General features: G+C 69.6%; 27 protein-coding genes. 16 read left to right on the top strand and 11 right to left on the bottom strand.

Annotated elements, in window-relative coordinates; genetic code table 11:
- Positions 1-26 precede the first annotated feature (26 nt).
- Genes rpsE through rplO form a run of 3 tightly spaced genes read left to right on the top strand, consistent with a single transcriptional unit; the run spans position 27 to position 1,332 of the window.
- On the top strand, positions 27-713 hold the full coding sequence (rpsE, locus tag G6N48_RS15260; protein ID WP_085271955.1) for a 30S ribosomal protein S5: 687 nt from the start codon (positions 27-29) through the stop codon (positions 711-713).
- Entirely contained in the window at positions 710-895 is a 186-nt protein-coding gene (rpmD, locus tag G6N48_RS15255; protein ID WP_085271956.1) for a 50S ribosomal protein L30, read from the top strand. The genes rpsE and rpmD overlap by 4 nt, the downstream gene beginning before the upstream one ends.
- Complete coding sequence (gene rplO, locus G6N48_RS15250) at positions 892-1,332, top strand: 50S ribosomal protein L15 (protein WP_085271957.1); 441 nt, start codon at positions 892-894, stop codon at positions 1,330-1,332. The genes rpmD and rplO overlap by 4 nt, the downstream gene beginning before the upstream one ends.
- Here the strand turns inward: rplO and G6N48_RS15245 are convergent, their stop codons facing one another.
- The gene (locus tag G6N48_RS15245) at positions 1,333-2,262 is read right to left on the bottom strand and encodes an LLM class flavin-dependent oxidoreductase (protein ID WP_085271958.1); all 930 of its coding nucleotides are present in this window, start codon (positions 2,260-2,262) and stop codon (positions 1,333-1,335) included.
- 38 nt (positions 2,263-2,300) lie between these two features.
- Here G6N48_RS15245 and sppA point away from each other — a divergent pair, with 38 nt between their 5' ends.
- Complete coding sequence (sppA, locus tag G6N48_RS15240; RefSeq protein WP_085271959.1) at positions 2,301-4,103, top strand: signal peptide peptidase SppA; 1,803 nt, start codon at positions 2,301-2,303, stop codon at positions 4,101-4,103.
- A 310-nt stretch (positions 4,104-4,413) separates the two neighbouring features.
- On the opposite strand, the gene G6N48_RS15230 is transcribed toward sppA, so the two are convergent.
- From G6N48_RS15230 to G6N48_RS15220, 3 genes are read right to left on the bottom strand one after another with little or no spacing between them, the layout of a single operon-like run.
- On the bottom strand, positions 4,414-5,328 hold the full coding sequence (locus G6N48_RS15230) for a class I SAM-dependent methyltransferase (RefSeq protein WP_085271960.1): 915 nt from the start codon (positions 5,326-5,328) through the stop codon (positions 4,414-4,416).
- Positions 5,329-5,337: 9 nt separating this feature from the next.
- Positions 5,338-6,249 carry a class I SAM-dependent methyltransferase gene (locus G6N48_RS15225; RefSeq protein WP_085271961.1) on the bottom strand — a complete coding sequence of 304 codons (912 nt, stop codon included), beginning with the start codon at positions 6,247-6,249 and terminating at the stop codon, positions 5,338-5,340.
- A 12-nt stretch (positions 6,250-6,261) separates the two neighbouring features.
- Positions 6,262-7,209 carry a class I SAM-dependent methyltransferase gene (locus G6N48_RS15220; RefSeq protein WP_085271962.1) on the bottom strand — a complete coding sequence of 316 codons (948 nt, stop codon included), beginning with the start codon at positions 7,207-7,209 and terminating at the stop codon, positions 6,262-6,264.
- 97 nt (positions 7,210-7,306) lie between these two features.
- On the opposite strand from G6N48_RS15220, the gene G6N48_RS15215 reads away from it, so the two are divergent.
- On the top strand, positions 7,307-8,539 hold the full coding sequence (locus G6N48_RS15215) for a zinc-dependent alcohol dehydrogenase (protein ID WP_085271963.1): 1,233 nt from the start codon (positions 7,307-7,309) through the stop codon (positions 8,537-8,539).
- An 8-nt stretch (positions 8,540-8,547) separates the two neighbouring features.
- Here the strand turns inward: G6N48_RS15215 and G6N48_RS15210 are convergent, their stop codons facing one another.
- Both G6N48_RS15210 and G6N48_RS15205 read right to left on the bottom strand, forming a co-directional pair.
- A complete protein-coding gene (locus G6N48_RS15210; RefSeq protein ID WP_085271964.1) occupies positions 8,548-9,204 on the bottom strand; it encodes an L-fuculose-phosphate aldolase in 657 nt (218 codons plus the stop codon).
- Entirely contained in the window at positions 9,201-10,190 is a 990-nt protein-coding gene (locus G6N48_RS15205) for an NAD(P)-dependent oxidoreductase (RefSeq protein WP_085271965.1), read from the bottom strand. The genes G6N48_RS15210 and G6N48_RS15205 overlap by 4 nt, the downstream gene beginning before the upstream one ends.
- Before the next feature lie 30 nt (positions 10,191-10,220).
- On the opposite strand from G6N48_RS15205, the gene G6N48_RS15200 reads away from it, so the two are divergent.
- Entirely contained in the window at positions 10,221-11,591 is a 1,371-nt protein-coding gene (locus G6N48_RS15200; protein WP_085272083.1) for a xylulokinase, read from the top strand.
- Positions 11,592-11,600: 9 nt separating this feature from the next.
- A complete protein-coding gene (locus G6N48_RS15195; RefSeq protein ID WP_085271966.1) occupies positions 11,601-12,266 on the top strand; it encodes a GNAT family N-acetyltransferase in 666 nt (221 codons plus the stop codon).
- 47 nt (positions 12,267-12,313) lie between these two features.
- Here the strand turns inward: G6N48_RS15195 and G6N48_RS15190 are convergent, their stop codons facing one another.
- Together G6N48_RS15190 and G6N48_RS15185 are read right to left on the bottom strand one after the other, a co-directional pair.
- Positions 12,314-13,300 (bottom strand): GGDEF domain-containing protein, encoded by a 987-nt coding sequence (locus G6N48_RS15190; RefSeq protein ID WP_372511309.1) that lies wholly within the window; start codon positions 13,298-13,300, stop codon positions 12,314-12,316.
- Between the two features lie 152 nt (positions 13,301-13,452).
- The gene (locus G6N48_RS15185) at positions 13,453-14,358 is read right to left on the bottom strand and encodes a class I SAM-dependent methyltransferase (protein WP_085271968.1); all 906 of its coding nucleotides are present in this window, start codon (positions 14,356-14,358) and stop codon (positions 13,453-13,455) included.
- Positions 14,359-14,602: 244 nt separating this feature from the next.
- On the opposite strand from G6N48_RS15185, the gene secY reads away from it, so the two are divergent.
- The 6 genes from secY to G6N48_RS15155 are packed head-to-tail and all read left to right on the top strand — an operon-like array spanning position 14,603 to position 19,130.
- Positions 14,603-15,928 (top strand): preprotein translocase subunit SecY, encoded by a 1,326-nt coding sequence (gene secY / locus G6N48_RS15180; RefSeq protein ID WP_085271969.1) that lies wholly within the window; start codon positions 14,603-14,605, stop codon positions 15,926-15,928.
- Positions 15,925-16,470 (top strand): adenylate kinase, encoded by a 546-nt coding sequence (locus G6N48_RS15175; RefSeq protein ID WP_085271970.1) that lies wholly within the window; start codon positions 15,925-15,927, stop codon positions 16,468-16,470. The genes secY and G6N48_RS15175 overlap by 4 nt, the downstream gene beginning before the upstream one ends.
- Before the next feature lie 2 nt (positions 16,471-16,472).
- The gene (gene map / locus G6N48_RS15170; RefSeq protein WP_085271971.1) at positions 16,473-17,270 is read left to right on the top strand and encodes a type I methionyl aminopeptidase; all 798 of its coding nucleotides are present in this window, start codon (positions 16,473-16,475) and stop codon (positions 17,268-17,270) included.
- Between the two features lie 52 nt (positions 17,271-17,322).
- On the top strand, positions 17,323-17,868 hold the full coding sequence (locus G6N48_RS15165; RefSeq protein ID WP_085271972.1) for a sigma-70 family RNA polymerase sigma factor: 546 nt from the start codon (positions 17,323-17,325) through the stop codon (positions 17,866-17,868).
- Between the two features lie 21 nt (positions 17,869-17,889).
- Positions 17,890-18,606 (top strand): anti-sigma factor family protein, encoded by a 717-nt coding sequence (locus tag G6N48_RS15160; protein ID WP_372511244.1) that lies wholly within the window; start codon positions 17,890-17,892, stop codon positions 18,604-18,606.
- Between the two features lie 17 nt (positions 18,607-18,623).
- On the top strand, positions 18,624-19,130 hold the full coding sequence (locus G6N48_RS15155; RefSeq protein WP_085271974.1) for a MarR family transcriptional regulator: 507 nt from the start codon (positions 18,624-18,626) through the stop codon (positions 19,128-19,130).
- Between the two features lie 23 nt (positions 19,131-19,153).
- On the opposite strand, the gene mmsB is transcribed toward G6N48_RS15155, so the two are convergent.
- The 3 genes from mmsB to G6N48_RS15140 are packed head-to-tail and all read right to left on the bottom strand — an operon-like array spanning position 19,154 to position 22,760.
- Positions 19,154-20,038, bottom strand: a complete 885-nt coding sequence (gene mmsB, locus G6N48_RS15150; protein ID WP_085271975.1) for a 3-hydroxyisobutyrate dehydrogenase — start codon at positions 20,036-20,038, stop codon at positions 19,154-19,156.
- Positions 20,039-20,050: 12 nt separating this feature from the next.
- Positions 20,051-21,226 carry an acyl-CoA dehydrogenase family protein gene (locus G6N48_RS15145; protein ID WP_085271976.1) on the bottom strand — a complete coding sequence of 392 codons (1,176 nt, stop codon included), beginning with the start codon at positions 21,224-21,226 and terminating at the stop codon, positions 20,051-20,053.
- 13 nt (positions 21,227-21,239) lie between these two features.
- On the bottom strand, positions 21,240-22,760 hold the full coding sequence (locus G6N48_RS15140; RefSeq protein WP_085271977.1) for a CoA-acylating methylmalonate-semialdehyde dehydrogenase: 1,521 nt from the start codon (positions 22,758-22,760) through the stop codon (positions 21,240-21,242).
- A gap of 89 nt (positions 22,761-22,849) precedes the next feature.
- Between G6N48_RS15140 and G6N48_RS15135 the strand changes: the two genes are divergently transcribed.
- Genes G6N48_RS15135 through G6N48_RS15125 form a run of 3 tightly spaced genes read left to right on the top strand, consistent with a single transcriptional unit; the run spans position 22,850 to position 25,540 of the window.
- Entirely contained in the window at positions 22,850-24,286 is a 1,437-nt protein-coding gene (locus tag G6N48_RS15135; protein ID WP_085271978.1) for an NAD(P)-binding protein, read from the top strand.
- A 16-nt stretch (positions 24,287-24,302) separates the two neighbouring features.
- Positions 24,303-24,842 carry an RNA polymerase sigma factor gene (locus G6N48_RS15130; RefSeq protein WP_085271979.1) on the top strand — a complete coding sequence of 180 codons (540 nt, stop codon included), beginning with the start codon at positions 24,303-24,305 and terminating at the stop codon, positions 24,840-24,842.
- Positions 24,839-25,540 carry a Rieske (2Fe-2S) protein gene (locus G6N48_RS15125; RefSeq protein WP_085271980.1) on the top strand — a complete coding sequence of 234 codons (702 nt, stop codon included), beginning with the start codon at positions 24,839-24,841 and terminating at the stop codon, positions 25,538-25,540. The genes G6N48_RS15130 and G6N48_RS15125 overlap by 4 nt, the downstream gene beginning before the upstream one ends.
- Positions 25,541-25,548: the final 8 nt, after the last annotated feature.

Raw genomic sequence — 25,548 nt, 5'->3', positions numbered from 1 at the left:
CTGATGACAACTGGAAGGACCGCATAATGGCGGAGCAGCCGGCCGGCGGGCAGGGCGCCCCGGACAGCCGCGACGCGCGCGGTGACCGTGACAGCCGCGGACGGCGCGACGGCGGCGGCCGTGGCGGCCGCGACCGCGACGGCGACAAGAGCAACTACCTGGAACGTGTGGTCGCGATCAACCGTGTCTCCAAGGTGGTCAAGGGCGGTAGGCGATTCAGCTTCACCGCGCTGGTCATCGTGGGCGACGGCAACGGCATGGTCGGCGTCGGTTACGGCAAGGCCAAAGAGGTGCCGGCCGCGATCGCCAAGGGTGTGGAGGAGGCGCGCAAGGGCTTCTTCCGCGTCCCGCTGATCCGCGGCACCATCACGCACCCGGTGCAGGGCGAGGCGGCCGCGGGTGTGGTGCTGTTGCGTCCCGCCAGCCCGGGTACCGGTGTGATCGCCGGCGGCGCGGCGCGCGCCGTCCTGGAATGCGCCGGCGTGCACGACATCCTCGCCAAGTCGCTGGGCAGTGACAACGCGATCAACGTGGTGCACGCCACCGTCGCCGCGCTCAAGCTGCTGCAGCGTCCCGAGGAGGTGGCCGCCCGCCGCGGACTGCCCATCGAGGACGTGGCTCCCGCCGGCATGCTCAAGGCCCGCCGGGAGAGCGACGCGCTGGCCGCGGCGGCCGCGCGTGAGGCGAGCCAGACTTCAGGGGCGCAACCATGAGCAATCAACTGAAGATCACCCAGGTGCGCAGCACGATCGGCGCACGCTGGAAACAACGCGAATCGCTGCGCACCCTGGGTCTGCGGCGGATCCGCCATTCGGTGGTCCGTGAGGACAACCCGCAGACCCGTGGGCTGATCGCGGTGGTGGGCCACCTCGTCGAGGTGGAGGAGGCCAAATGACCATCAAGTTGCACGACCTGCGCCCCGCGCCCGGGTCCAAGACCGCTCGCACCCGCGTCGGTCGCGGTGAAGGCTCCAAGGGCAAGACCGCCGGCCGCGGCACCAAGGGCACCAAGGCCCGCAAGCAGGTCCCGACGACCTTCGAGGGCGGGCAGATGCCGATCCACATGCGGCTGCCCAAGCTCAAGGGATTCCGGAACCGGTTCCGCACCGAATACGCGGTGGTGAACGTCGGCGACATCAACCGGCTGTTCCCCGAGGGCGGTTCGGTGGGCGTCGACGAGCTGGTGGCCAAGGGAGCCGTTCGCAAGAACACCTTGGTCAAGGTTCTCGGCGACGGACCGCTGACCGTCAAGGTGGACCTGTCCGCCCACAAGTTCAGCGGCAGCGCACGCGAGAAGATCACCGCCGCGGGCGGGTCGGCAACCGAGCTCTAGTCAGCTCAGCTGCGGGATCACCTCCGCGGCAAGCCGTTCCATCTGTTCACGGTTCTCGGGCACGTCGGGGCCGACGGGATTGAGCAGCAGCATCTGCGCGCCCGCGTCGATCACCTCGCGCAGCCCGCGGGTGACGTCGTCGGGCGTGCCCCACACCGGGACCGCTTCGATGCCGGGAATCACGTTGGCGTAGATGCGATGCAGGCCGTCGAGGACGCGTTCCCGGGCGCGCGCGGCGTCGTCGTCGACCATCAGATAGACGCGCTTGGCGATCGTGAAACGCGCCGGGTCCTTCTGCTGTTTGTCGAGCTCCTCGCGGACGACGGCGACCGCGCCGGCGAAGTGCCCCGTCGTCGACGAGCCGGCGCCCAGAAACGAGTCACCAAGGCGCACAGCCCTGGCCAACGCCTTGGGGGCCAGGCCGCCGAACCAGATCGGCGGGTGCGGGCGCTGCACCGGCTTCGGGCTAAAGGGTAGGCCGTCGACGTCGCGGTACCGGCCGTGGAACGTCACCGTGGGCTCGTCGGACCAGGCGGCCTTCATCAGCTCGAGGCCCTCGGTGAAGTAGGAGATGAAGTGCTCCCTGTCCACCCCGAAGGCAGCGAATTGGCGGCCGCCCCCGCCTGGGGCGACGCCGACATCGAGCCGCCCGTGGCTGAGCCGGTCGACCGCCGTGACGGATTGGGCCAGCTGCAGCGGCTCGTGCAGCGACGTCACCAGCACGCCGACACCCAAGCGCAGCCGCTCGGTGCAGGCAGCGCAGTATGCCAGCAGCTCCAGCGGTGCGAGCAGCGGAGCCGGCCCGACGGTCTGCTCGAGGACCCAGCCCCCCTCGAACCCGAGTTCCTCGGCCCTCGCGAGGTAGGAGCGAAGCCCGGCGGCGTCGAAACCGCGGTAGTCGAACTGTGGGATGGCGATCGAAAACCTCACCAGGTCAGCCTAGGGCCGCTCGTGGGTACTCTGCAGGCATGTTCGCTTTCCTGCCCTCGATCCCCGGCCTCGCCAAAGGGGCCGCCGATATCCGCGCGCTGGCCGGGCGGGTCGACACCGCCCGTCATCACGGCATACCCAACGGCTGCGTGCTCGAGTTCGATTTGCGCGTCGTGCCGCCGGAGACGACGGGCTTCGACCCGCTGGTGTTCATCACCGGCGGTGGCCGGCCGATGTCGTTGCGCGACATGGTGGCCGCCATCCACCGAGCCGCCGAGGACCCGCGCGTCGCCGGGCTGATCGCCCGCGTGCAGCTCTCGTCGGCGCCCCCGGCGGCGGTGCAGGAGTTGCGGGAGGCAGTCGCGGCATTCAGCGCCGTCAAGCCGTCGCTGGCATGGGCCGAGACCTACCCGGGCACGCTGTCCTACTACCTGGCGTCGGCGTTCGGTGAGGTGTGGATGCAGCCGTCGGGAACGGTCGGCCTGATCGGCTTCGCGAGCAATGCTACGTTCCTGCGCGACGCCCTGGACAAGGCCGGCATCGAGGCGCAATTCGTCGCCCGCGGCGAATACAAATCCGCGGCAAACCTTTTCACCGAGCACGGTTTCACCGAGGCCCACCGCGAGGCCGTCACCCGCATGCTGGAAAGCCTGCAGGACCAGGTGTGGCAGGCGATCGCCGCATCCCGCAACACCGAGCCGGCCGCCCTGGACGCGCTGGCCGATCGGGCGCCGCTACTGCGCGACGATGCGGTGGCCGCGGGGTTGGTCGACCGGATCGGCTTCCGCGACGAGGCCTACGCCCGGATGGCGGAACTGGTTGGCAAAGAAGGGGAAGCCTTCGAAGGAGACGACGCAGACCAAAGGCCGCCGCGTCTTTACCTGGCGCGGTACGCGGGCGCGGCGCGCGCCCGCCTGACCCCGCCGGTGCCGTCGGTTCCCGGTCGCCGGACCAAGCCGACGCTTGCCGTCGTCACCATCGACGGCTCGATCGTCGACGGTCGTGGTGGACCGCAGTTCATGCCCGTCGGCACGTCCACCGCCGGCAGCGACACCATCACGGCGGCGCTGCGCGAAGCCGCCGCCGACCACTCGGTATTCGCCATCGTGCTGCGGGTCGACAGCCCCGGGGGCGCGGTCACCGCGTCGGAAACCATCTGGCGGGAGGTGTGCCGGGTGCGGCACGGCGGCACGCCGGTGGTCGCGTCGATGGGGGCGGTCGCCGCCTCGGGTGGCTACTACGTGTCGATGGGAGCCGATGCGATCGTGGCCAACCCCGGCACCATCACCGGCTCGATCGGGGTGCTCACCGGAAAGCTGGTGGTGCGTGACCTGTTGCACCGGCTGGGGGTGGGGTCGGACACGGTGCGCACCAACGCCAATGCCGACGCGTGGTCCATCGACTCACCGTTCACACCCGAGCAGCGGGCACACCGCGAGGCGGAGGCGGACCTGGTTTACACCGACTTCATCGAGCGGGCCGCCGAAGGCCGCAACCTGAGCGTCGAAGCTGTCGATCATGTTGCCCAGGGACGGGTTTGGACCGGCGCGGACGCCCTCGAGCGGGGTTTGGTGGACGAGCTGGGCGGCTTCCGGGCCGCCGTACGCAGGGCCAAGGTCCTGGCCGGCCTCGACGAGGACACCGACGTCCGCGTCATCAACTATCCGGCGTCGTCGCTGCTGGACATGGTGCGGCCGAGGCCCTCGTCGCAACCGGCCGCGGCGTCGCTGCCCGACGCGCTGGGCGCGCTGGCCGGCCGCACCCTCGCGGGGATCCTGCACAACGTCGAGCAGACGTTCACCGGCGCCAGCGTGCTGTGGCTGGGGAATTCCCGTTTGTAGACCGGTCACAATCGTGGCGACCCGCTTCGCCCGGCTACGCCGCGCTCGCGATCGCCACGGGTCACAATCGTGGCGACCCGCTTCGCCCGGCTACGCCGCGCTCGCGATCGCCACCGGTCACAATCGTGGCGACCCGCTTCGCCCGGCTACGCCGCGCTCGCGATCGACCCGGGTCAAATCGTGGCGACCCGCTTCGCCCGGCTACGCCGCGCTCGCGATCGACCCGGGTCAAATCGTGGCGACCCGCTTCGCCCGGCTACGCCGCGCTCGCGATCGCCACGGGTCACAATCGTGGCGACACGCTTCGGGACTAGCCGGCCAGGGTGCCGCTGATGAAGATGATCTCGCCGAGCGGATCGTCGTCCTCGGCCTGGGGGACGTCGAGGCCCTGTCGTTTGAACAGTTCCGTGCGCGGCACTCCCTCGACGTCCCAGCCCTTCGCCGTCAGATAGTCGACGACGTGGTTGCGCTCTCCGGCATAGACCAGTGCGGCCATGTCGATGTCCACACCGTGCTCGCGGAAGGGGCGGACCATCTCGCGCACCCGATCGGCGTCGAAATCAATGATGCCCGGGACGAATTCGGTGGCCACGGCGCTCCCGGGCACGCTCAGCGCGGTGATGTTGTCGAACAACCGGTCCTGAGCCTCGGGCGGCAGATAGATCAGCAGGCCTTCGGCCAGCCACGCCACCGGGGCCGTGGTGTCCAGCCCGGCGGCCTTGAGCGCGGTCGGCCAGTCGGCCCGCAGGTCGATGGGGATGGTGCGCCGCGTCGCGGTGGGTTGCGCCCCGATGCCCGCCAGGGTGGTCGTCTTGAAGTCGATGACCTGAGGCTGGTCGATCTCGTAGACCACGGTGCCGGCCGGCCACGGCAACCGGTAGGCGCGTGAATCCAGTCCGGACGCCAGGATCACCACCTGCCGCACCCCGGCGCCGGTCGCTTCGACCAGGTAATCGTCGAAGTACTTGGTGCGCAACGCCATCCCGTCGACCATCGCCTGCATGCGGGCTGGCGACATCGTCTCGAGCGCTGAGAGCTCGAGCTCGCCGTCCATCATCTTGGTGAAGAACTCGACGCCCACCGCACGCACCAGCGGCTCGGCGTAGGGGTCGTCGATCAGGCCGCGCGGATCCCTGGTCGCCATGGCGCGCCCCGCCGCGACCATCGTCGCGGTGGCGCCCACGCTGGAGGCCAGGTCCCAGGTGTCGTCGTGAGCACGTGACATGGGAAGACCCTACTGCAGGGTTGCCGCCACGTAACTGAGGTCACCGAAAGCCGCGAGTTCGCTCTCAGGGAACTCGAACCCGTTGTGCGCATAGAGCTCCCTGGCAGGGTGCGCCGTCACCTGCCAACCGTGGTTGGTCAGATAGTCGACGACGACGCTGCGCTCGCCCAGGTAGAACAGGTCGGCCGCGTTGATGTCCAGACCCGCGCGGCGCCATCGATCGGTGATCTGTTGCATGCGCGCTTCGGTGAAGTTATTAGGGTCGGGCATGTGCTCGGTGGCCAGCCTGCTGCCCGGGGCGCTCAGCGCGGTGATGTGATCGAACAGTCGGTCCTGAGCCTCCGGTGGCAGGTAGGGCAGCAGGCCTTCGGCGCTCCACGCGGTCGGCTGTTCCACGTCAAAACCCTTCTCCCGCAAGGCCGCAGGCCAGTCCTCGCGCAGGTCGATGGCCACGGTGCGGCGCTCGGCGGTGGGTGTGGCGCCGAGATCGGCCAGCGTGGTGCTCTTGAACTCGATGACCCGCGGCTGGTCGATTTCGTAAACCACCGTGCCCGCCGCCCATGGCAGCCGGTAGGCACGGGTGTCCAGCCCGGAGGCCAGGATCACCGCCTGCCGGACGCCTGCCGCGGAGGCGCCGGTGAAGAAGTCGTCGAAAAACCTTGTCCGGACCGTCATCTGCTCGGCGCGGGTGCGCCGGTTGAGCAGCGGGTCGTCGTCGAAGTCCAACTGCCCGTCGACGATGCGGATGAAGGGGTCCAAGCCCACGGCGCGAACCAGGGGCTCGGCGAAGGGGTCGTCGAGGAGCGCGTCGGGTCCCTGGGACGCGACGGCCCGGGCGGCCGCCACCATAGTGGCGGTCGCGCCCACGCTGGAAGCCAGATCCCAGCTGTCGCCCTCGGTCCGTCCGGTGTTCGTGGTCATCGAAAGAAGCTCCTATTTCTCGAGAGTGCCACTGGTGTACAGCATGTCGCCCATGCGCATATCGTCGTCGGTGAGCGGCTCGAGGCCATTGGCTTCGAACAGCTCCTTGATGCTGACGCTGTTCAACCGCCAGCCGCGCTCGGCGAGATAGGGGGCCGCCTCGTTGCGGTCACCGAAATAGACGAGGCCCGCCATGTCCAGCTCGAAGCCGTGGGCGCGCCAGCGTTCGGAGATGCTTTGCATCCGCTCCCTGAGCTTCTCCTCGTCCCCCGGCTCGGGGTTGGGTGCGCTCTCGGTGGCGATCCGGCTGCCCGGCGCGCTCAGCTCGGTGATGGTGTCCAGGAGGCGGTCCTGGGCCTCCGGCGGGAGGTAGCCGAGCAAGCCCTCGGCGCTCCACGCGGTAGGGCTGGCGGGGTCGAACCCGGCGGCGCGCAACGCGGTGGGCCAGTCGTCGCGCAGGTCGACGGCCACCACCCGCCGGTCGGCGGTGGGAGCCGCGCCCTGTTCGGCCAGGGTGCGGGACTTGAACTCGATGACCTCCGGCTGGTCGACCTCGTAGACCACCGTTCCGGCCGGCCACGCCAGCCGGTACGCGCGGGCATCCAGCCCGGAGGCCAGGATCACGGCCTGCTTGACGCCGGCCTTCGCCGCGTCGGTGAAGAACTCGTCGAAGAACTTGGTGCGCACCGCCATGTTGTCGGCCATGCGCGACATCGCGCCCACTGATCCGGCGGCGCCGTCGTGGGCGTCGTTGAGTTCGGCCGGGTCCTGCTCGCCGGTGGCCAGCCGGGTCAGCAGGTCGACCCCGACCGCCCGGACCAGCGGCTCGGCGAACGGGTCGCTGATCAGCGGTCGCTGCGCCCGCGTGGCCATAGCCCGGGCTGCCGCGACCATGGTCGCGGTCACCCCGACGCTGGATGCGAGGTCCCAGGTGTCCCCCTCATACCTGGTTGACGTCATGTTTCGCCCCTTTTCGGAAGTAGTTAAGCTAATATTTAGCCGATATAACAAGCTTCCTCCACTGTACGCCGCCGCCGATTCGCGGCAACCTTGACTCATGAAGGCGCTGGTCTACGGCGTGCGGCCCGAACCGGCCGACGTTCCCGCGGACGCGAATGCGCTGACCCGCAACCTCGGCCGGACGCCGACGGGCCTTCGGGAACTGCCGGATCCTGCACTGCCGCACGACGACTGGGTGCTGACCAGGCCGCGCCTCACCGGAATCTGCGGCTCGGACTCCAAGCAGATCCTGATGGACTTCGGCGAGGGCGACGGCGACAACGCGATGGCCGCCTTCTGTTCCTTCCCTCAGGTCATGGGACATGAGGTCGTCGCCGACGTCGTGGCGCTGGGCCGCCGGGCCCGCGGGTTGGAGGTGGGGCAGCGCGTCGTGCTCAACCCGTGGCTGTCGTGCGGGCCGCGGGGCATTGATCCGCCCTGTCCCGCCTGTGTGGCGGGCGACTACAGCCTGTGCTGGAGCTTCGCCGACGGCGACATCAGGCCGGGCATCCACACCGGGGTGTCGGCCGACGTGACCGGCGGTTACGCCGAATTGATGCCCGCCCACGACAGCATGCTGTACCCCGTCCCCGACTCGATCCCCGACGAGGCGGCCGTGTTCGCCGATCCCTTCTCGGTGTCGTTGCACGCGATCACCCGTCATCCGCCGCCCCGTTCCGGTCGGGTCCTGGTCTACGGGGCCGGCTCGCTGGGCCTGTGCGCCGTCGCGATCCTGCGGGCGCTGCGCCCTGACGTCGCGGTCGCGGTGGTCGCACGCTTCGCCGCCCAGGCCGACCTGGCCCGCCGCTTCGGCGCCGCCACCGTGCTGGCGCACGAGCCGCGGCTGACGATCGTCGAGGAACTCGTCGCCTGGGGTGGCGGCCGCCTGTGGGAGCCGCTGCACGGGCTGCCGATGGCGCACCCGGGCGCGGTCGACGTCGTCTACGACACGATCGGCAAGCCGGAGACCTTCGAGGTGGGAGTGCGCGTACTGACCGCCCGAGGCACGCTGGTGCAGGCCGGCGTCCATGCGCCGGGGCGGTGGGAGTCAAGTCCGCTGTATTTCAAGGAGATCGCGTTGGTGGGCAGCAACGCCTTCGGTGTCGAAGAGGTGGAGGGCCGCCGCGAACACGCCATCGCCCACTACCTCGGCATGGTCGCGGCCGGCCGAATTGACTTGCGCCCCATGCTGACCCACACGTTTGGGCTGCAGCGGTGGCGCGACGCCTTCCTGGCGATCGCCAACCAGGCTGACAGCGGGGCGGTGAAGGTGGCGATAGATCAGCGCTAGCGCAGGCGTCACATGGGATTCGCGCGCAGGTAGCCGTACACCCCGGCGAAGTTGCGGTTGACGTCCTCGGGAATCGACACCGGACCGCCGAGAGCAATTGCACCCCAAACGATCTGAGCGGTCCTCTCAACGAGTGCGGTGACGTGCAGCACCTTGTCGGGCCGCGGCCCCACGGCCACCAGGCCGTGGTTGGCGATCAGCGCCGCGGCCCGGCCGTCGAGTGCCTTGACCGCGTTGGCGCCAACGTCGGGCGTGCCGGAGGCCGCGTACTCGGCGCACCGGACGTCCCCGCCGCAATAGACCGCGAACTCGTCGATGCAGGCCGGAATCGGCTGGTGTGCGACGGCGAACATCGTCGCCCACACCGGGTGGCTGTGGATCACGCTGCCGATGTCGTCATATGCGCAATAGCAGGCGAGGTGCAGCCCCATCTCCGTCGAGGGCGCGCGGCCGTCGGCGGCTTGCAGCACGACGCCCTCGGGGTCGATCACCACCAGGTCGTCGAGTTGCATGTCGCGGTAGTCGACCGACGACGGTGTGATCACGATGTTGCCGTCGGCGCGCCGCGCCGAGATGTTGCCGGCGGTCCCCTCGACCAGGCCCCGGCGCAGCATGTCCTTGGCGGAGCCCAGCACGGCGGTCTCCGCGTTCTCGACGAACCTCATCGCGCCAGCACCTCCGGGTTGACGATGTGGGCCGGCGTTCCGCCGGACAGCAGCGCCTCCAGGTCGTCGGCCACCATCTGCGCCTGCCGTGCTTCAGTGTCCCAGGTGGCGCCACCGATGTGCGGGGTCAGGACGACGTTGGGCATGGTGGTCAGCGGGTGGTCGGGCGGCAGCCACTCCCCGGCGAAGTGGTCCAGCCCGGCGGCGGCCACCTTGCCGCCGCGCAGCGCGTCGACGAGCGCGTCGGTGTCGTGCAGCTGGGCGCGGGCGGTGTTGAGGAACACCACCCCGTCGCGCATGGCGGCGAACTCCCGTGCGCCGATCATCCCGACCGTGCGCTCGGTGACCGGCGCGTGCAGGGAGACGACGTCGGCCTGGTCCAGCAGTTCGCCGAGGGCGTGGCGGGCCTCGTCGTTATAGGGATCGTGCGCGATGACCCGCAGTCCCAGACCCGACAGCCGCCACCGGGTCGCGCGGCCGACGGCGCCCAGGCCGACCAGTCCGGCGACCAGGCCCGCGATCTCCCGGCCGCGGAACCGCTGATACGGGATGCCACCGTCACGAAAGATGTTGCCGCCGCGGACATCGGCGTCGGCGGGCAACACGTGGCGGGTGACGGCCAGCAGCAGCGCGACCGTCAGCTCGGCGACCGCGTCCGCGTTGCGGCCCGGCGTGCTCAGCACCGGAACGCCGGCCGCGCTGGCCCCCTCGATGTCCACGTTGTTGGGGTCCCCACGGGTGGCGGCCACGGCGATCAGGGCGCGCGAACCCTGCTCGAACACCGGGCCGCCCACCGAGTCGCTTTCCACCACAACCACATCGGCGGCCTCGGCGTCGATCCGCTCGGCCAGCTGCTCGGCACTGTAGATCCGCAGCGGCGTCTGGTCTATCCACGGGTCGTAGACCACGTCGGCCAGCTGTCGCAGCTTGGCGAAACCCGGTCCCCTCAGCGGGGCGGTGACCAGGGCGCGTGGTCGTGACGTCACGAATGCCAATGCTGGCGTACGGTGACGCCCGTGTCACGTGTCGGCGTCACAATCGGCATCGACGTCGGCAGCACCGCGGTCAAAGCGGTCGCCGCCGACGCCGACGGCCGGGTGCGGGCGCGGGCGCGGATCCCGCACGCGTTGCGGGTGCCGGCGCCCGACCGGCTCGAGCACGACGCCGACGAGGCCTGGCGCCGCGGCCCGCTGGTAGCCCTGCAGCAATTGGGTTGTCCCGAAGCCGAATCGGTGGCCGTCGCGGCGATGGTCCCGACACTGGCCGCCGTCGACGCAGCGGGCAGGCCGGTGACCCCCGGCCTGCTGTACGGCGACGCCAGGGGGCGCGTTCCCGGCGCCGGGCGCCCACTCACGGCTCAGCCGCTGCCGTCGGTGGGGGAGACGGCCGAGTTCCTGCGCTGGACGGCCGCCGAGGCCCCGGATGCGGAGGGTCACTGGCCGGCGCAGGCCGTGGCCAACCACGCCCTGGCCGGGGAGGCGGTGATCGACCTCGCCACCGCGGCGACCGCGTACCCGCTGTTCGACGGGACCGGCTGGGACCCGGCGGCGTGCGCCGGGTGCGGCGCGGCCGTCGCGCAGATGCCGCGGGTCCAGGCGATCGGGGTGGCCGCCGGGGAGCTCCGCCCGACGGGCGCCGTGCTGGGGACCGGCGGCATCGACGCCCTGTGCGAGCAGATCGTGGCGGGTGCCGACCGGGACGGGGATGTGCTGGTGCTGTGCGGCACCACGCTGATCGTGTGGGTGACCGTCCCGGCGGCGCGGCAGGTGCCCGGCCTGTGGACCATCCCGCACACCGCCGCGGGCAAGAGCCAGATCGGGGGCGCCAGCAACGCCGGCGGCCTGTTTCTGGGCTGGGTCGACCGCGTGCTCGCCCGGGCCGACCCGGCGGGCGCGAGTCCCGGCCGGGTGCCGGTGTGGTCGCCGTACATCCGGGGCGAGCGCACGCCGTTTCACGACCCGGATCGCCGCGCGGTGCTCGACGCCCTGGACCTCACTCAGGACGCCGCCGCGCTGCGCAGGGCCGCCTACGAGGCGTCGGGATTCGTCGTGCGGCAGCTCATCGAGCTGACGGGAGCGCCGGTGGAGCGCATCGTGGCCGCGGGCGGCGGGACCCGGGTCCGGCCGTGGATGCAGGCCATCGCCGATGCCGCCGGTCGGCCGGTGCAGGTGTCCGCGGTGGCGGAGGGGGCGGCGCTGGGCGCGGCGTTCCTGGCCCGCTTGGCGGCCGGCCTGGAGACCTCGATCGGCGATGCCGGCCGCTGGGTCCGCACGGGCGGCGTCGTCGATCCGCAGCCCGCCTGGGCGGCGGCGGTCGAGGATCGCTACCAACGGTTCTGCGAACTGGGCGCCCGGAGATCCGGCGCGATTTCGCCACCGGCGATCTAGGCTGATGTGATGACCGACCACGACCGCAAAGCCGCCCGCCGCGAGATAGCGGATGCCCTGTTGAACGCCCTCGAACGCCGGCACGAAATCGCCGATGTCGTTGTGGACTCCGACAATAAGGCGGCCGCCGTGGAGTCGGTCGCCGGGTTGCTCGGCACGTCGCATGCGGCCGCCGAGGCGGTGATGGGCATGTCGTTCGATCAGCTCACCAAAGACTCGCGCAAGAAGATCCTCGACGAGCTCGAGGATCTCAACAAGCAGCTGAGTTTCACGGTCAAGGAGCGGCCGGCCAGCTCCGGCGACACGCTCGAACTGCGGCCGTTCTCCGCCACCGAGGACAGCGACATCTTCGCCACCCGTACCGAGGAGATCAAGACCGCCGGCGACGGGTCCGGGGTGCCGGCCGGCAAGCTCGAGGACGAGATCACCGCCGCGCTGCGACGGGTTGACGACGAAGAGGCCGCGTGGTTCGTGGCCGTCGACTCCGGCCGCAAGGTCGGCATGGTCTTCGGCGAGCTGGTGCGCGGCGAGGTCGACGTGCGGATCTGGATCCACCCCGATTACCGCAAGCAGGGCTACGGGACGGCGGCGCTGCGCAAGTCGCGTTCGGAGATGGCGTGGTGCTTTCCCGCGGTGCCGATGGTGGTGCGCGCACCGGCCGCCGATCCCCGCTGAGTCGAAGCAACGGGAACTTCGGTTGTTGCGCGGGCCGGTTCGGCCGCCTACTCGCCGAGCCCGTGCCCGGATCGATCGTCCAAGAGCGGCCGCCCGCGACTGCGATAGAGCGCGGCATCGGCTTGTGCGTAGAGTTCGGGGATGCTGACCTCGAGCGAGGTCCGCGTGGCGGTGCCCAGGCTGACCCCGGGCGTGCCCAGCCGAACCTCGCGGAGGAAATCCTCGACGACCGCCGGACTTTCGCCCGCGACGCAAACCGCGAACTCGTCGCCGCCCAGGCGGGCCAACACGGCGCGGCTGGGCGCGACCCGCTTCCAGTGGGAAACGTATTCGGTGATCCGGCGATCTCCCGCCTGGTGTCCGTAGGTGTCGTTGAGGCTTTTGAGGCCGTCGATGTCGAGGGCGACGACAGTGACGGATACGGGTGCCGCGCGAGGCGCCGACAACAGGTCAGCCGTGCCGATCTCCCAACCCGCCCGATTGAGAAGCCCCGTCAGGGTGTCCGTACACGCCGCCGTGAACATCGCGCGCATGAGCATGCCGAAGGATTCGGCGGCCCCCGTGATCGCAACGGCGATGATGAGATAGGTGATGACACCCGTGTGCGGCGCCGGGGCTACGCCGACGGCAATGACGCAGGCGCCGATGAGAGGTCCGATCATCTGCCACGCCTGGCGGGTCGAGTGGAAAGCCCGCAGGTACATCGCGAGGAACATCGGGGCGATCAGGCAGACGTATTCCGCGACGATGGAGACATGGAATGCCATGACGACCGGGGTGGCCGCAATCGCCGCCGCGGTGGCTCCGGCGAAGCGGCCCGGCCTTACGGCCAGGTACGCCAACGCCCACGCCCCCAGGGCGACCGCGATGATTCCCCCGGTCGGATCGCCATAGGCGATGTCCCTGCGCACCGGGAAGAGCGTGAACACGACCCCGTACGAATACAGAAATGTGGTCGCGCTCAAATAGATGCGCAGCAACCGCACTCGCTGCTTGCCGAGCACGTGGCGATCTGCGCCGGCAAGCGAGCGCAGCTGATACATGGCATTAATCTGCCCGTGCGCGCAGTCGGTCGTCAACCAGGGAAAACGGAACGGCGACGGCGCGCAGGCGGGCCGCACGGGCAACGTCGGAGCCCAAGCCCGGTGCCGACCTACCGGGGCGCCATACCGGGCACCTCAGGGCCCTAGCGCAGCGCCGCGGTGACGGCGACGATGTTGCGCAGCTGCGACTCCTCGTCGTCGGGGAACTTCCGGCCGTAGTCGGCGAAGAACTCGCGCCTCGGCCGGGCGGTCACCTCCCACCCCTTTGCGCCGAGGTACTCGACGACGTTGCTGCGCTCGCCTTCGAAGAACAGGCCCGACAGGTCGATGTCACAGCCGAGGTTGGCCCACCGATCGTGGAACTGGCGCGCGCGATCTTTCATCGTGCGGTCCGTGTCGCCGTGGAACTCGGTGGCCAGCTTGCTTCCGGGCGCGCTGAGCGCGGTGATGTGGTCGAACAGCTGGTCCTGGGCCTCGGGTGGCAGGTACATCAGCAAGCCCTCGGCGCTCCAGGCCGTCGGCTGGGAGGTGTCGAATCCGCTGCGGCGCAAGGCTTCCGGCCAGTTGTCGCGCAGATCGATGCTGACGGTTCTGCGGTCGCAGGTCGGGGAGGCGCCGATGTCGGCCATCGCCGTGGTCTTGAACTCGATGACCTTGGGTTGGTCGACTTCGTAGACCACGCTCCCCGGCGGCCAGGCCAACCGGTAGGCGCGGGCGTCGAGACCGGCGGCGAGGATCACCGACTGGCGGATGCCGTCGCGGGCGGCGTTGAGGAAGAAGTCGTCGAAGAACCGGGTCCGGACCGCCATCGAATCCGTCTCCAGCTGCAGGTCCCGCTCGCCCTCCTCAGCGTCCGACGGGACCACCGTGCCGTCGACCAGGCGGACGAAGAAGTCGACGCCCACCGCGCGCACCAGCGGCGCCGCGAACGGGTCGTCGATGATTGCCTGGGGCTGCACGCTGGCCCGCGCGCGGGCCGCGGCGACCATGGTGGCGGTGGCCCCGACGCTGGAGGCCAGATCCCAGGTGTCTTGATCAGTACGTGTCATGTATGAGTCCCTCGCCCCGGTTTGTTACTTAGCAAATGCAACGAGCCAACTAAACTCTACGCCTGATCGCTGACGGCTTCCTGTACTTTTTGGGCGGCCCCGACGGCCCTTGACCGGGCATGTCCGGATCAGCTGTTAGTCTCGTACACGATTTGACGCGCTGTAGATAAGGTCGGCCGAACGTCCTGGCCTGCGAGTGTTGGGCGCGTGACGCAGGATGACCCCCGCTGCGCAGGAGGATAGAGTGCTTTCGGCTTTCATCTCGTCGCTGCGGACAGTCGACCTGAGACGGAAGATCCTCTTCACGCTCAGCATCGTGCTTCTCTACAGGCTCGGCGCCGCACTGCCGTCCCCCGGCGTGAACTACCCCAACGTCCAGCAGTGCATCAAGGAGGCCAGCGGCGGCGCGGCCGGGCAGATCTACTCGCTCATCAACCTGTTCTCCGGCGGCGCGCTGCTCAAACTCACAGTGTTCGCGGTGGGCGTAATGCCCTACATCACCGCCAGCATCATCGTGCAGCTGCTCACCGTGGTCATCCCGCGTTTCGAGGAGCTGCGCAAGGAAGGCCAGTCCGGCCAGGCCAAGATGACGCAGTACACCCGCTACCTGGCGATCGCGCTGGCCGTCCTGCAGGCCACCAGCATCGTCGCGCTGGCGGCCAACGGCGGGCTGCTGCAGGGCTGCTCGCTGGACATCATCGCCGACCAGAGCATCTTCACGCTGGTCGTCATCGTGCTGGTGATGACGGGCGGGGCGGCGCTGGTGATGTGGATGGGTGAGCTGATCACCGAGCGCGGCATCGGCAACGGCATGTCCCTGCTGATCTTCGTCGGCATCGCGGCGCGCATCCCCGCCGAGGGCAAGACCATCCTGGACAGCCGCGGCGGGGTCATCTTCGCCGCCGTGCTGGTGGCCGCGCTGGTCATCATCGTCGGCGTGGTCTTCGTCGAGCAGGGCCAGCGCCGCATCCCGGTGCAGTACGCCAAGCGCATGGTGGGGCGCCGCATGTACGGCGGGACGTCGACATACCTGCCGCTCAAGGTCAACCAGGCCGGTGTCATCCCCGTCATCTTCGCGTCGTCGCTGATCTACATCCCGCACCTGATCACCCAGCTGATCCGCAGCGGCAGCGGCGGCACGGGCAACAGCTGGTGGGACAAGTTCGTCGGCAGTTACCTTTCCGACCCGAGCGACCCCGTCTACATCAGCATCTACTTCGGGCTGATCATCTTCTTCACCTATTTCTACGTCTCGATCACGTTCAACCCCGACGAACGTGCCGACGAGATGAAGAAGTTCGGCGGCTTCATTCCCGGCATCCGGCCGGGCAAGCCCACCGCCGACTACCTGCGCTTTGTGCTGAGCCGGATAACCCTGCCGGGCTCGATCTACCTCGGCGCGATCTCGGTGCTGCCCAATCTGTTCTTGCAGATCGGCAACGGCGGAGCGGTGCAGAATTTGCCGTTCGGCGGCACTGCGGTTTTGATCATGATTGGTGTCGGTTTGGATACGGTCAAGCAAATCGAGAGCCAGCTCATGCAGCGCAACTACGAAGGGTTCCTCAAGTGAGAGTCGTTTTGCTGGGGCCGCCGGGGGCGGGCAAAGGCACGCAGGCGGAGAAACTCGAGGAAAAGCTCGGCATCCCGCAGATCTCCACTGGTGAACTGTTCCGGCGCAACATCGGCGAAGGAACCAAACTCGGACTCGAGGCCAAGCGCTACCTGGACGCGGGCGATCTGGTGCCCTCCGAACTGACCAACCAGCTCGTCGACGACCGCCTCAACGACCCCGACGTGGCCGACGGCTTCATCCTCGACGGGTATCCGCGCTCCGTGGAGCAAGCCAAGGCGCTGCACAGGATGCTCGAACGCCGCGCCACCGACATCGATGCGGTGGTGGAGTTCCGGGTGTCGGAGGACGAGCTGTTCGAGCGGCTCAAGGCGCGCGGCCGCGCCGACGACACCGAGGACGTGATCCGCAACCGCATGAAGGTCTACCGCGACGAGACCGCGCCGCTGCTGGAGTACTACAGCGACCAGCTCAAGACCGTCGACGCCGTCGGCACCGTGGACGAGGTCTTTGCCCGCGCGCTCAAAGCGCTGGGCAAGTAAGGATGAAGCCGTTGGCACGGCTGCGCAGTCGTAAGGTCGTGCCGCAACGCAGCGCCGGTGAGCTGGACGCGATGGCGGCGGCCGGGGCCGTCGTGTCCGCCGCGTTGAAGGCTGTCCGCGCCGCCGCGGTGGCCGGGACGTCGACACTGAGCCTCGACGAGATCGCCGAGTCCCTGATCCGGGAGGCCGGCGCGATACCGTCGTTCCTGGGCTATCACGGATATCCGGCGTCCATCTGCGCGTCCGTCAACGACCGCGTGGTGCACGGGATTCCGTCCGCGGCGGAGATCCTGGCTCAGGGTGACCTGGTGTCGATCGACTGCGGCGCTGTGCTCGACGGTTGGCACGGCGACGCCGCCATCACCTTCGGGGTCGGCGCCCTGGACCCCGCCGACGAGGCGCTGTCGACGGCGACCAGGGACTCGCTGCAGGCGGGGATCGCGGCGATGGTCCCCGGCAACAGGTTGACGGACGTGTCGCACGCCATCGAGCAGGGGACGCGGGCGGCCGAGGCCCGGTACGGGCGGGAGTTCGGGATCGTGGAAGGCTACGGCGGCCACGGCATCGGCCGGCACATGCACATGGACCCGTTCCTGCCCAACCAGGGCTCGCCCGGGCGCGGACCGCTGCTGGCCCCGGGCTCGGTGCTGGCGATCGAACCGATGCTGACTGCCGGTACCGGCCAGACTTTGGTGCTCGACGACGAATGGACGGTCACCACCGCCGACGGGTCGCGCGCGGCACACTGGGAGCACACCGTCGCGGTTACCGACGACGGACCACGCATCCTGACCCTGTAGAGCCTTGAACTGAACACCCGATCCGCTCGTGTCAATAGGCGGAGGTGATGGAGTGGCTCGTGTGGCTGGTACTCGCGGTGCGTCCGGGGCCGCCGAAGCCGCCCTGATGAAGGCGCTCTTCGACGAGCACGCGGCCGTGTTGTGGCGCTACGCGCTTCGGCTGACGGGGGATCCGAGCCAGTCCGAGGACGTCGTCCAGGAAACGCTGTTGCGAGCCTGGCAGCATCCGGAGGTGATCGGCGACACCGAGCGTTCGGCGCGGGCGTGGTTGTTCACGGTCGCCCGGAACATGATCATCGACGACCGGCGCAGCGCTCGGTACCGCAACGTCGTCGGCTCGACGGACGACGGGATCACGCCCGAGCGGTCGACTCCGGACGAGGTGAACGCGGCACTGGACCGGCTGCTGATAGCCGACGCGATGGCCCAGCTGTCCGGCGAGCACCGCGCGGTGATCGAAAGGTCCTACTACCGCGGCTGGACCACCGCGCAGATCGCCGCCGACCTCGGCATCGCCGAGGGAACGGTGAAATCGCGCCTCCACTACGCCGTTCGGGCGCTGCGGCTCACGCTGCAGGAGCTCGGGGTAACCCGCTGATTTGACCAGGAGATGAATGAGATGAACGCAGAACACAAGGACATGGGCCCACCCGGCGACCGCTACGCGATGTGGGACGCCGCGTACGTGCTGGGATCGTTGTCGGCCGCCGACCGGCGCGAGTTCGAGACGCACCTGGCCGGGTGCCGGGCCTGCCGGGCTGCGGTCGCCGACCTGAGCGGCGTGCCGGGACTGCTGTCGCGGCTCGACCGCGACGAGGTGGCCGCGATGGCCGAGACCGGCCCCGCCGCGGCGCCGGAGATGTCGCCGGAGTTGTTGCCGTCGTTGCTGGCGGCCGTGCGCTGGCGGCGGCGCCGCACACGGGTCCTGACCCGCGTGGCCTCCTCCGCGGCCGCGGCCGTGCTGGCGCTCGGTGTGTTCATCGGTGTGCAGCAATACCTTTCGGCGGGCGGACCGCAGACGACCGTCGCATCGCAGCCGATGGCTCAAGTCGGCACCACCCTGCTGACGTCGGATGTCTCACTGAGCAGCGAGCATTGGGGGACGTCGATCAACCTGCGGTGCGTCTGCCTGGCTCCGCTGAACGCGCACCACGACACGCTGGCGATGGTGATCGTGGCCCGCGACGGCAGCCGGACGCGGCTGGCGACGTGGACGGCCGAGCCCGGCCACACCGCGACACCCGCGAGCAGCATTTCGACGCCGGTCAGCCAGATCGCCGCGGTACAGGTGGTCGCCGCCGACACCGGCCAGGTTCTGCTACAGCGTTCGCTCTGAGTGCGGTATGAAGGGGCGTGGCTGACGCACGACCGTTCAAGCGTGACCCGATCGACGCGGCCCGTGCCAACTGGGAACACGCCGGTTGGGGCGACGTGGCCGAGGGCATGGTCGCCGTCACGTCGGTCATGCGGGCGCATCAGATTCTGCTGGCGCGCGTCGAGACTGCGCTGCGCCCCTACGATTTGAGCTTCTCCCGCTACGAGTTGCTGCGGTTGCTGGCGTTCAGCCGGACCGGGGCGCTGCCGATCACCAAGGCGTCCGACCGGTTGCAGGTCCACGTCACCAGCGTGACCCACGCGATCCGGCGCCTGGAGGCCGACGGGCTGGTGCAGCGGGTGCCGCATCCCACCGACGGACGCACGACGCTGGTTCAGATCACCGACCTGGGGCGCTCCACCGTGGAGGACGCCACCGTCACGCTCAACGAGCAGGTGTTCGCCGATATCGGGATGGACGCGGACCAATCGCGGGCGCTGGTCTCCTCGATCGAAACGTTGCGCCGCAACGCCGGGGATTTCTGAGGCGCCGGCAGATGTGGCGCGGATCAGCTGCCGCGCAGCATCTCGATGACGGCACTGAAGTCCAGGCCGCCATGGGAGGCATCGGACGCCAGGAACTCAGCGTAGATCTGTGCGGCGTGGGCGCCCAGCGGCGCCGCCGCACCGGTCGAGGCCACCGCGTCCATGGCCAGGCCCAGGTCCTTGTTCATCAGGGCGGTCGCGAACCCGGGCTTGAAATCGTTGTTGGCCGGTGAGGTCGGCACCGGGCCCGGCACGGGGCAGTTGGTGTGCACCGCCCAGCAGTTACCGGTCGCGCCGGTGATGACGTCGAACAGGGACTGCGCGGACAGCCCGAGCTTTTCGGCCAACAGGAACGCCTCGCCGACCGCGATCTGCTGCACCGCCAGCACCATGTTGTTGCACACCTTCGCGGCCTGCCCCGCTCCGGCGGCTCCGCAGTGAATGACCTTGCCCGCCATGGGCTCCAGCACCGGCCGCGCCCGCCGCAGCGCGGATTCGTCGCCGCCGACCATGAACGCCAGGGTGCCGGCGACGGCGCCCTTCACACCGCCGGAGACGGGCGCGTCCAGCTGCGACACACCGTGCGAACCCGCCATCGAGTTCACCTCCCGCGCGTCGTCCACCGAGATCGTGGAGCTGTCGATGAACAGCGCACCGGTCCGCGCGGCGGGCAAAACGTCGGCGTAGCAACGTTTCACGATGTCGCCGTTGGGCAGCATGGTGATGACCACGTCGGCCTCGGCGACCGCCTCGGCGGCACTGTCGAACACGGTGACGCCCTTGGCGGCCGCCGCGGCCGTCACCGCGGGCACCGGATCGAACCCGCGCACGGTGTGGCCGGCGGCGACCAGGTTGGCGGCCATGGGCCCGCCCATGTTCCCCAGTCCCAAAAACGCGGTGGTCGTCATCTGCCGACCTTTCTAGGCGGTCGCCCGGAAGCGCGCGGCCTCGGCCCGGCCGATGACCACCCGCATGATCTCGTTGGTGCCTTCCAGGATCCGATGCACCCGCAGGTCGCGGACGATCTTTTCCAGACCGTACTCACGCAGGTAGCCGTAGCCGCCGTGCAGCTGCAAGGCCTTGTCGGCGACGTCGAAACAGGTGTCGGTGACGTAGCGCTTGGCCATCGCGCACAGCTCGACCTTGTCCGGGTCGTCGGCGTCGAGCGCACTCGCGGCCCGCCACAACATCATTCGGGACGTCTCGAGCCCCGTGGCCATGTCGGCCAGGGTGAAGCGGATGGTCGGCTCCTCGAGGAGGGCGGAGCCGAACGCCTGACGGTCACGCACGTAGGTCCCCGCCTTGTCGAAGGCGGCCTGGGCGCCGCCCAGCGAGCACGCCGCGATGTTGAGCCGGCCGCCGTTGAGGCCGTTCATCGCGATACCGAAGCCGGCACCCTCGCCGTCGGCGCCGCCGAGCATGGCGTCGGCGGGAACCCGGACGCCCTCGAAGATCACCTGGGCGGTGGGCTGCGCGTGCCAGCCCATCTTCTCCTCGAGCGCGCCGAAGCTCAGTCCCGCCGCGCCCTTTTCGACCACGAAGGCCGAGATGCCGCGCGGGCCCTCGCTCCCGGTGCGCGCCATCACCACGTAGACGTCCGAGGCTCCCGCGCCGGAGATGAACTGCTTGACGCCGTCGAGCACGTAGTCCGCGTTCTTTTCGGGACCCTGCTTGACCGCGCGGGTGCTCAGAGCGCCGGCGTCGGACCCGGCGCCGGGCTCGGTCAGGCAGTAGCTGGCGATCACGTCCATCGAGGCCAGCCGCGGGACCCACAGCTTGCGCTGCTCGGCGGTGCCGAAGGAGTCGACCATCCACGCGCACATGTTGTGGATGGACAGGAACGCGGCGGTGACCGGGTCGGCCATGGCCAGCTGCTCGAAGATGCGGACACCGTCGAGCCGACGCAGCCCGCTGCCGCCGACGTCCTCGCGGCAGTAGATCGCGGCCATGCCGAGTTCGGCGGACTCGCGCAACACGTCCGTCGGGAAGTGTTGTGTCGCATCCCATTCCAGGGCGTATGGGGCGAGCCGCTTGGCGGCGAACGCGGCGGCCGTCTCGGTGATCACCCGTTCGTCGTCGTCGAGAGTGAAAGCCATGGAGCCCTCGGCCCTAGTTCATCGTGGGAATGGCGAATTCGGCGCCGTCCTTGATGCCCGACGGCCAGCGCGACGTCACGGTCTTGACCTTGGTGTAGAACTGGATCGAAGCCGGACCGTGCTGGTTGAGGTCGCCGAAGCCGGAGCGCTTCCAGCCGCCGAAGGTGTGGTAGGCCACGGGCACGGGGATCGGCACGTTGACGCCGACCATGCCGACCTGCACCCGGGAGACGAAATCGCGGGCGGCGTCGCCGTCGCGGGTGAAGATCGCCACGCCGTTGCCGTACTCATGTTCGGAGGGCAGCCGCAACGCCTCTTCGTAGTCGTGCGCCCGCACGATGCACAGCACGGGCCCGAAGATCTCGTCGGTGTAGATCGACATGTCCGGGGTGACGCGGTCGAACAGGGTCGGGCCGATGAAGTATCCACCCTCGAGGCTCGCGTCGCCGAAAGCCAGCTCGTCGCTGGACCGGTCGCGTCCGTCGACGACGATCTCGGCGCCGGCGGCCACGCCCTGGTCGATGTAGTTGCGCACCCGGGTCAGCGCGGCCTCGGTGACCAAGGGCCCGTAGTCCGCCTTCGGGTCAAGGCTGTGGCCCACGCGCAGGTTGTTGATCCGCTCGACGAGCCTGGCGCGCAACCGATCCGCGGTCTGCTCTCCGACCGGCACGGCAACGCTGATCGCCATGCAGCGTTCGCCCGCGCTGCCGTACCCGGCACCGATCAGCGCGTCGACGGCCTGGTCGAGATCGGCGTCGGGCATCACGATCATGTGGTTCTTCGCCCCGCCGAAACACTGCGACCGCTTGCCCGTGGCCGCCGCCGTCGAGTAGATGTACTGCGCGATGTCGGAGCTGCCGACGAAGCCGACCGCCGCGATGTCGCGGTGGTGCAGGATGGCGTCGACGGCCTCCTTGTCGCCGTGCACGACCTGGAACACACCGGCCGGTAGGCCGGCCTCCACGAAGAGCTCGGCCAGCCTCAGCGGAACCGACGGGTCGCGCTCAGAGGGCTTGAGCACGAACGCGTTTCCGCAGGCGAGGGCGGGGCCGGCCTTCCACAGCGGGATCATCGCCGGGAAGTTGAACGGGGTGATGCCCGCGACGACGCCCAGCGGTTGGCGCAGCGAGTAGACGTCGATGCCCGGGCCGGCGCCCTCGCTGTACTCGCCCTTGAGCAGGTGCGGGATCCCGACGCAGAACTCGATGACCTCGATACCGCGCTGGATGTCGCCGCGCGCGTCGGCCAGCGTCTTGCCGTGCTCGAGGGACAGCAGTTCGGCGAGCTCGTCGTTGTGCTGGTTGACCAGCTCGATGAAGCGCATCATCACGCGGGCGCGGCGCTGGGGATTCCAGGCAGCCCAGCCCTTTTGGGCCTCGGCGGCCGAGGCCACCGCGGCGTCGACGTCGGCCTTGCCGGCCATGGGCACCGTGGCCTGGACCTCACCGGTGCTGGGGTTGTAGACGTCGGCGGTGCGGGAGGATTGGCCGGTGGTGCGCTTCCCGTCGATGAAGTGCGGGATCTGTCTGGTCATGGGTGCCCTCGACTGTCGGGTACAGCGGATACTTGGATATCCTAGTAACCGGTCGGCGGGGCTGACAAGTGGGTAGCGTGGGAAGCCGTATGCACACCATCGAGGCCGATTACCTGGTGGTCGGCGCGGGCGCCATGGGCATGGCGTTCACCGACACGCTCTTGTCCGAGACTTCCGAGTCGCAGGCGCGCGTGGTGCTCGTCGACCGCAATCACCAGCCGGGTGGGCACTGGACCGTGGCCTACCCCTTCGTGCGGCTGCACCAGCCGTCGGCGTTCTACGGCGTCAACTCGCTTCCGCTGGGCAGCGGCGCCATCGATGACTTCGGCTGGAACGAGGGCCTCTACGAGCTCGCGACCGCCGCCGAGGTCTGCGCGTACTACTCCCATGTTCTGCGCCGGAGTTTCCTGCCGACGGGCCGGGTCAGCTACTTCCCGATGAGCGAGTACCACGGCGACGGCCGGTTCACCACGCTGGGGGGCGCGGAGTACACGGTCGACGTCACGCGCCGCATCGTCGACGGCACCTACATGCGCGTCGAGGTTCCCGCCATGCGCCCCCCGCCGTACGCGGTGGCGCCCGGGGTCGCCTGCGTGGCCCCCAACGAGCTGCCGCGATTGCCCGCGCAGGAGCACTACGTCGTCGTCGGGGCCGGTAAGACGGGCATCGACGCCTGCCTGTGGCTGCTCGCCCACGGCGTCGCGCCGGACCGGCTGACGTGGGTGATGCCCCGCGACTCGTGGCTACTGGATCGTGCGGCGATCCAGCCGGGCGCCCTGTTCGCCGAGCGCGTCAGGGACGCGTTCGGCGCACAACTGGGGGCGGTCCGCGACGCGGAGTCGGTCGACGAGCTGTTCGTGCGTCTCGAGCAGGCCGGTGCGCTGTTGCGCCTCGATCCGGCCGTGCGGCCCACCATGTACCGCTGCGCGACGGTCACGCGCGCCGAACTCGAGCAGCTGCGGCGGATCACCGACGTCGTGCGCATGGGTCACCTGTTGCGCGCCGAGCCGCGCGCCATGGTCCTCGACGGTGGCACCGTCGGCCTCGGCCCGGCGCTGTACGTCGACTGCACGGCCGACGGCGCCGAGAAGCGGCCGGCCACAACCATCTTCGAGCCCGGCCGCATCACGCTGCAGAGCGTGCGCGGCTGCCAGCAGATCTTCAGCGCGGCGCTGGTGGCCCACGTCGAGGCCGCCTACTGCGACGACGCCGTCAAAAACGAGCTGTGTGTGCCGTTGCCGCATCCCGACACCGACGTCGACTGGCTGCGGCTGGCGCGGGCCGACTACGCCAATCAGCTCCGCTGGCTGGACGACCCGCGGTTGACCGCGTGGCTTTCCGCGGCGCGACTCGACATCTTCGGCCACCTGATGAGTCACGTCCTGGCGCCCGCCTCGGCCAAGCCGCAGGTGCGCGACCGGGTGCTGCGGATGGCCAAGTCGGCGCTGTCGGCGACCGCGACGAAGCTGGACCAATTGATGGCCGACCCGATCGACGAGGCCTCGTGTAACCCCGGCCGATATTGATCGGTGAAGGAGGCACGTGCCGGCTCACCACGATGCCGTCGGGCCGCGACCGCTGCGTGCGGTGCCCGACGATGGTTATCCCGACTGGGAAGCGGTCTACCAGGACAATGCGTCCTGGGTGTACCGCACGTTGTTCGCGCGGGTAGGCAACCGCGCCGACGCGGAAGACCTCACCACCGAGGTGTTCCTCGCCGCGCTCCGTCCCCTGCGCCTGACCGCGAGCGTCGCAGAGGTCCGCGCCTATCTGCGGGCCACCGCCAGGACGGTGCTGGCCGCGCACTGGCGCCAGACCATGGGCCGGGAGATAACCTCGATCGACGACATCGAACAGCCCGCCGATGGCGAGGAAGCCATGAGCAACGCGCCGCAGCGCGTCGAGCAGGTGCTCGACAGCCTGCCCGCCCGGTACCGGAGGATATTGGAATTGCGCTTCCTGCAAGCAAATTCAATCAAGCAGGCCGCCGCTGAACTCGGGATCAGCGTGGCGAATGCCAAGGTGCTCCAGCACCGGGCGCTGCGCCTGGCGGCTCAGGTCAACGAGGGAGGCGGGCCGTGAACGCCCAAGGGCTGCGCCGCTACGTCGACGATCTGCTGAACGGCCGGCGGCCGAAGGCCTTCGCCGCCGACGACTTCGAGGCGGCGCAGATCCGCACGGCGATCGAGTTACGCGCCGCCCGAATCGGCGACGAGGACGCCCCCAGCCAGCAGTTCCTCGCCGGCCTGCACCGTCGCCTGGCCGAGCAGATGACGGGCACGCCGGCCGAATCGGCGCCACCGCGAGGCACCACGCGGCGCCAGGTGATCGTCGGCACGTCGGCCGCCGCGGCCGCCGCGGCCGCCGCCGTCGCCATCGACCGGGCGGTGTTCGACGTCGGCTCGCCGGCGCCCGACGTCGCGGGCGGGGAACTGGCGCCGAACGACGGGGTCTGGCAACGGGTGGCGGCCAGTTCGGACGTGCCGGACGGGTTCATGCATCCGTTTGACCTCGGTTCGGTCAGTGGGTTCGTCCGCCGCGTCGACGGCAAACCGCAGGCGGTCTCGGGCGTGTGCACCCATCAGGGGTGTCGGCTCTGGTTCGACGCACCCGGGAACCGGCTGCGCTGCCCATGCCACACCACGTCCTTTTCGCCGGTGGGCGAGGTGCTCACCCATCAGTTGCCGATCGCGCCGAAGCCGTTGCCCACCTTGATGGTTCGCGAGATCGACGGCGTGATCGAGGTGTTCGCGCCGCGGCGCCCCGACGCATCCGTGTAACCCGCTGC

Origin of the sequence: Mycobacterium parmense (genome assembly GCF_010730575.1) — a bacterium.
Lineage (GTDB): Bacteria > Actinomycetota > Actinomycetes > Mycobacteriales > Mycobacteriaceae > Mycobacterium > Mycobacterium parmense.
The sequence above is the reverse complement of the archived record's forward strand: the minus strand, read 5'-3'. Positions and strand labels throughout refer to the sequence as shown.

What these genes read in the sequence shown, in the direction of transcription:
- rpsE (WP_085271955.1), top strand. Translation starts at nt 27, where the DNA reads ATGGCGGAGCAGCCGGCCGGCGGGCAGGGCGCCCCGGACAGCCGCGAC.
- rpmD (WP_085271956.1), top strand. Translation starts at nt 710, where the DNA reads ATGAGCAATCAACTGAAGATCACCCAGGTGCGCAGCACGATCGGCGCA.
- rplO (WP_085271957.1), top strand. Translation starts at nt 892, where the DNA reads ATGACCATCAAGTTGCACGACCTGCGCCCCGCGCCCGGGTCCAAGACC.
- sppA (WP_085271959.1), top strand. Translation starts at nt 2,301, where the DNA reads ATGTTCGCTTTCCTGCCCTCGATCCCCGGCCTCGCCAAAGGGGCCGCC.
- G6N48_RS15230 (WP_085271960.1), bottom strand. Translation starts at nt 5,328, where the DNA reads ATGTCACGTGCTCACGACGACACCTGGGACCTGGCCTCCAGCGTGGGC.
- G6N48_RS15225 (WP_085271961.1), bottom strand. Translation starts at nt 6,249, where the DNA reads ATGACCACGAACACCGGACGGACCGAGGGCGACAGCTGGGATCTGGCT.
- G6N48_RS15220 (WP_085271962.1), bottom strand. Translation starts at nt 7,209, where the DNA reads ATGACGTCAACCAGGTATGAGGGGGACACCTGGGACCTCGCATCCAGC.
- G6N48_RS15215 (WP_085271963.1), top strand. Translation starts at nt 7,307, where the DNA reads ATGAAGGCGCTGGTCTACGGCGTGCGGCCCGAACCGGCCGACGTTCCC.
- G6N48_RS15210 (WP_085271964.1), bottom strand. Translation starts at nt 9,204, where the DNA reads ATGAGGTTCGTCGAGAACGCGGAGACCGCCGTGCTGGGCTCCGCCAAG.
- G6N48_RS15195 (WP_085271966.1), top strand. Translation starts at nt 11,601, where the DNA reads ATGACCGACCACGACCGCAAAGCCGCCCGCCGCGAGATAGCGGATGCC.
- G6N48_RS15185 (WP_085271968.1), bottom strand. Translation starts at nt 14,358, where the DNA reads ATGACACGTACTGATCAAGACACCTGGGATCTGGCCTCCAGCGTCGGG.
- map (WP_085271971.1), top strand. Translation starts at nt 16,473, where the DNA reads ATGAAGCCGTTGGCACGGCTGCGCAGTCGTAAGGTCGTGCCGCAACGC.
- G6N48_RS15160 (WP_372511244.1), top strand. Translation starts at nt 17,890, where the DNA reads ATGAACGCAGAACACAAGGACATGGGCCCACCCGGCGACCGCTACGCG.
- mmsB (WP_085271975.1), bottom strand. Translation starts at nt 20,038, where the DNA reads ATGACGACCACCGCGTTTTTGGGACTGGGGAACATGGGCGGGCCCATG.
- G6N48_RS15145 (WP_085271976.1), bottom strand. Translation starts at nt 21,226, where the DNA reads ATGGCTTTCACTCTCGACGACGACGAACGGGTGATCACCGAGACGGCC.
- G6N48_RS15140 (WP_085271977.1), bottom strand. Translation starts at nt 22,760, where the DNA reads ATGACCAGACAGATCCCGCACTTCATCGACGGGAAGCGCACCACCGGC.
- G6N48_RS15135 (WP_085271978.1), top strand. Translation starts at nt 22,850, where the DNA reads ATGCACACCATCGAGGCCGATTACCTGGTGGTCGGCGCGGGCGCCATG.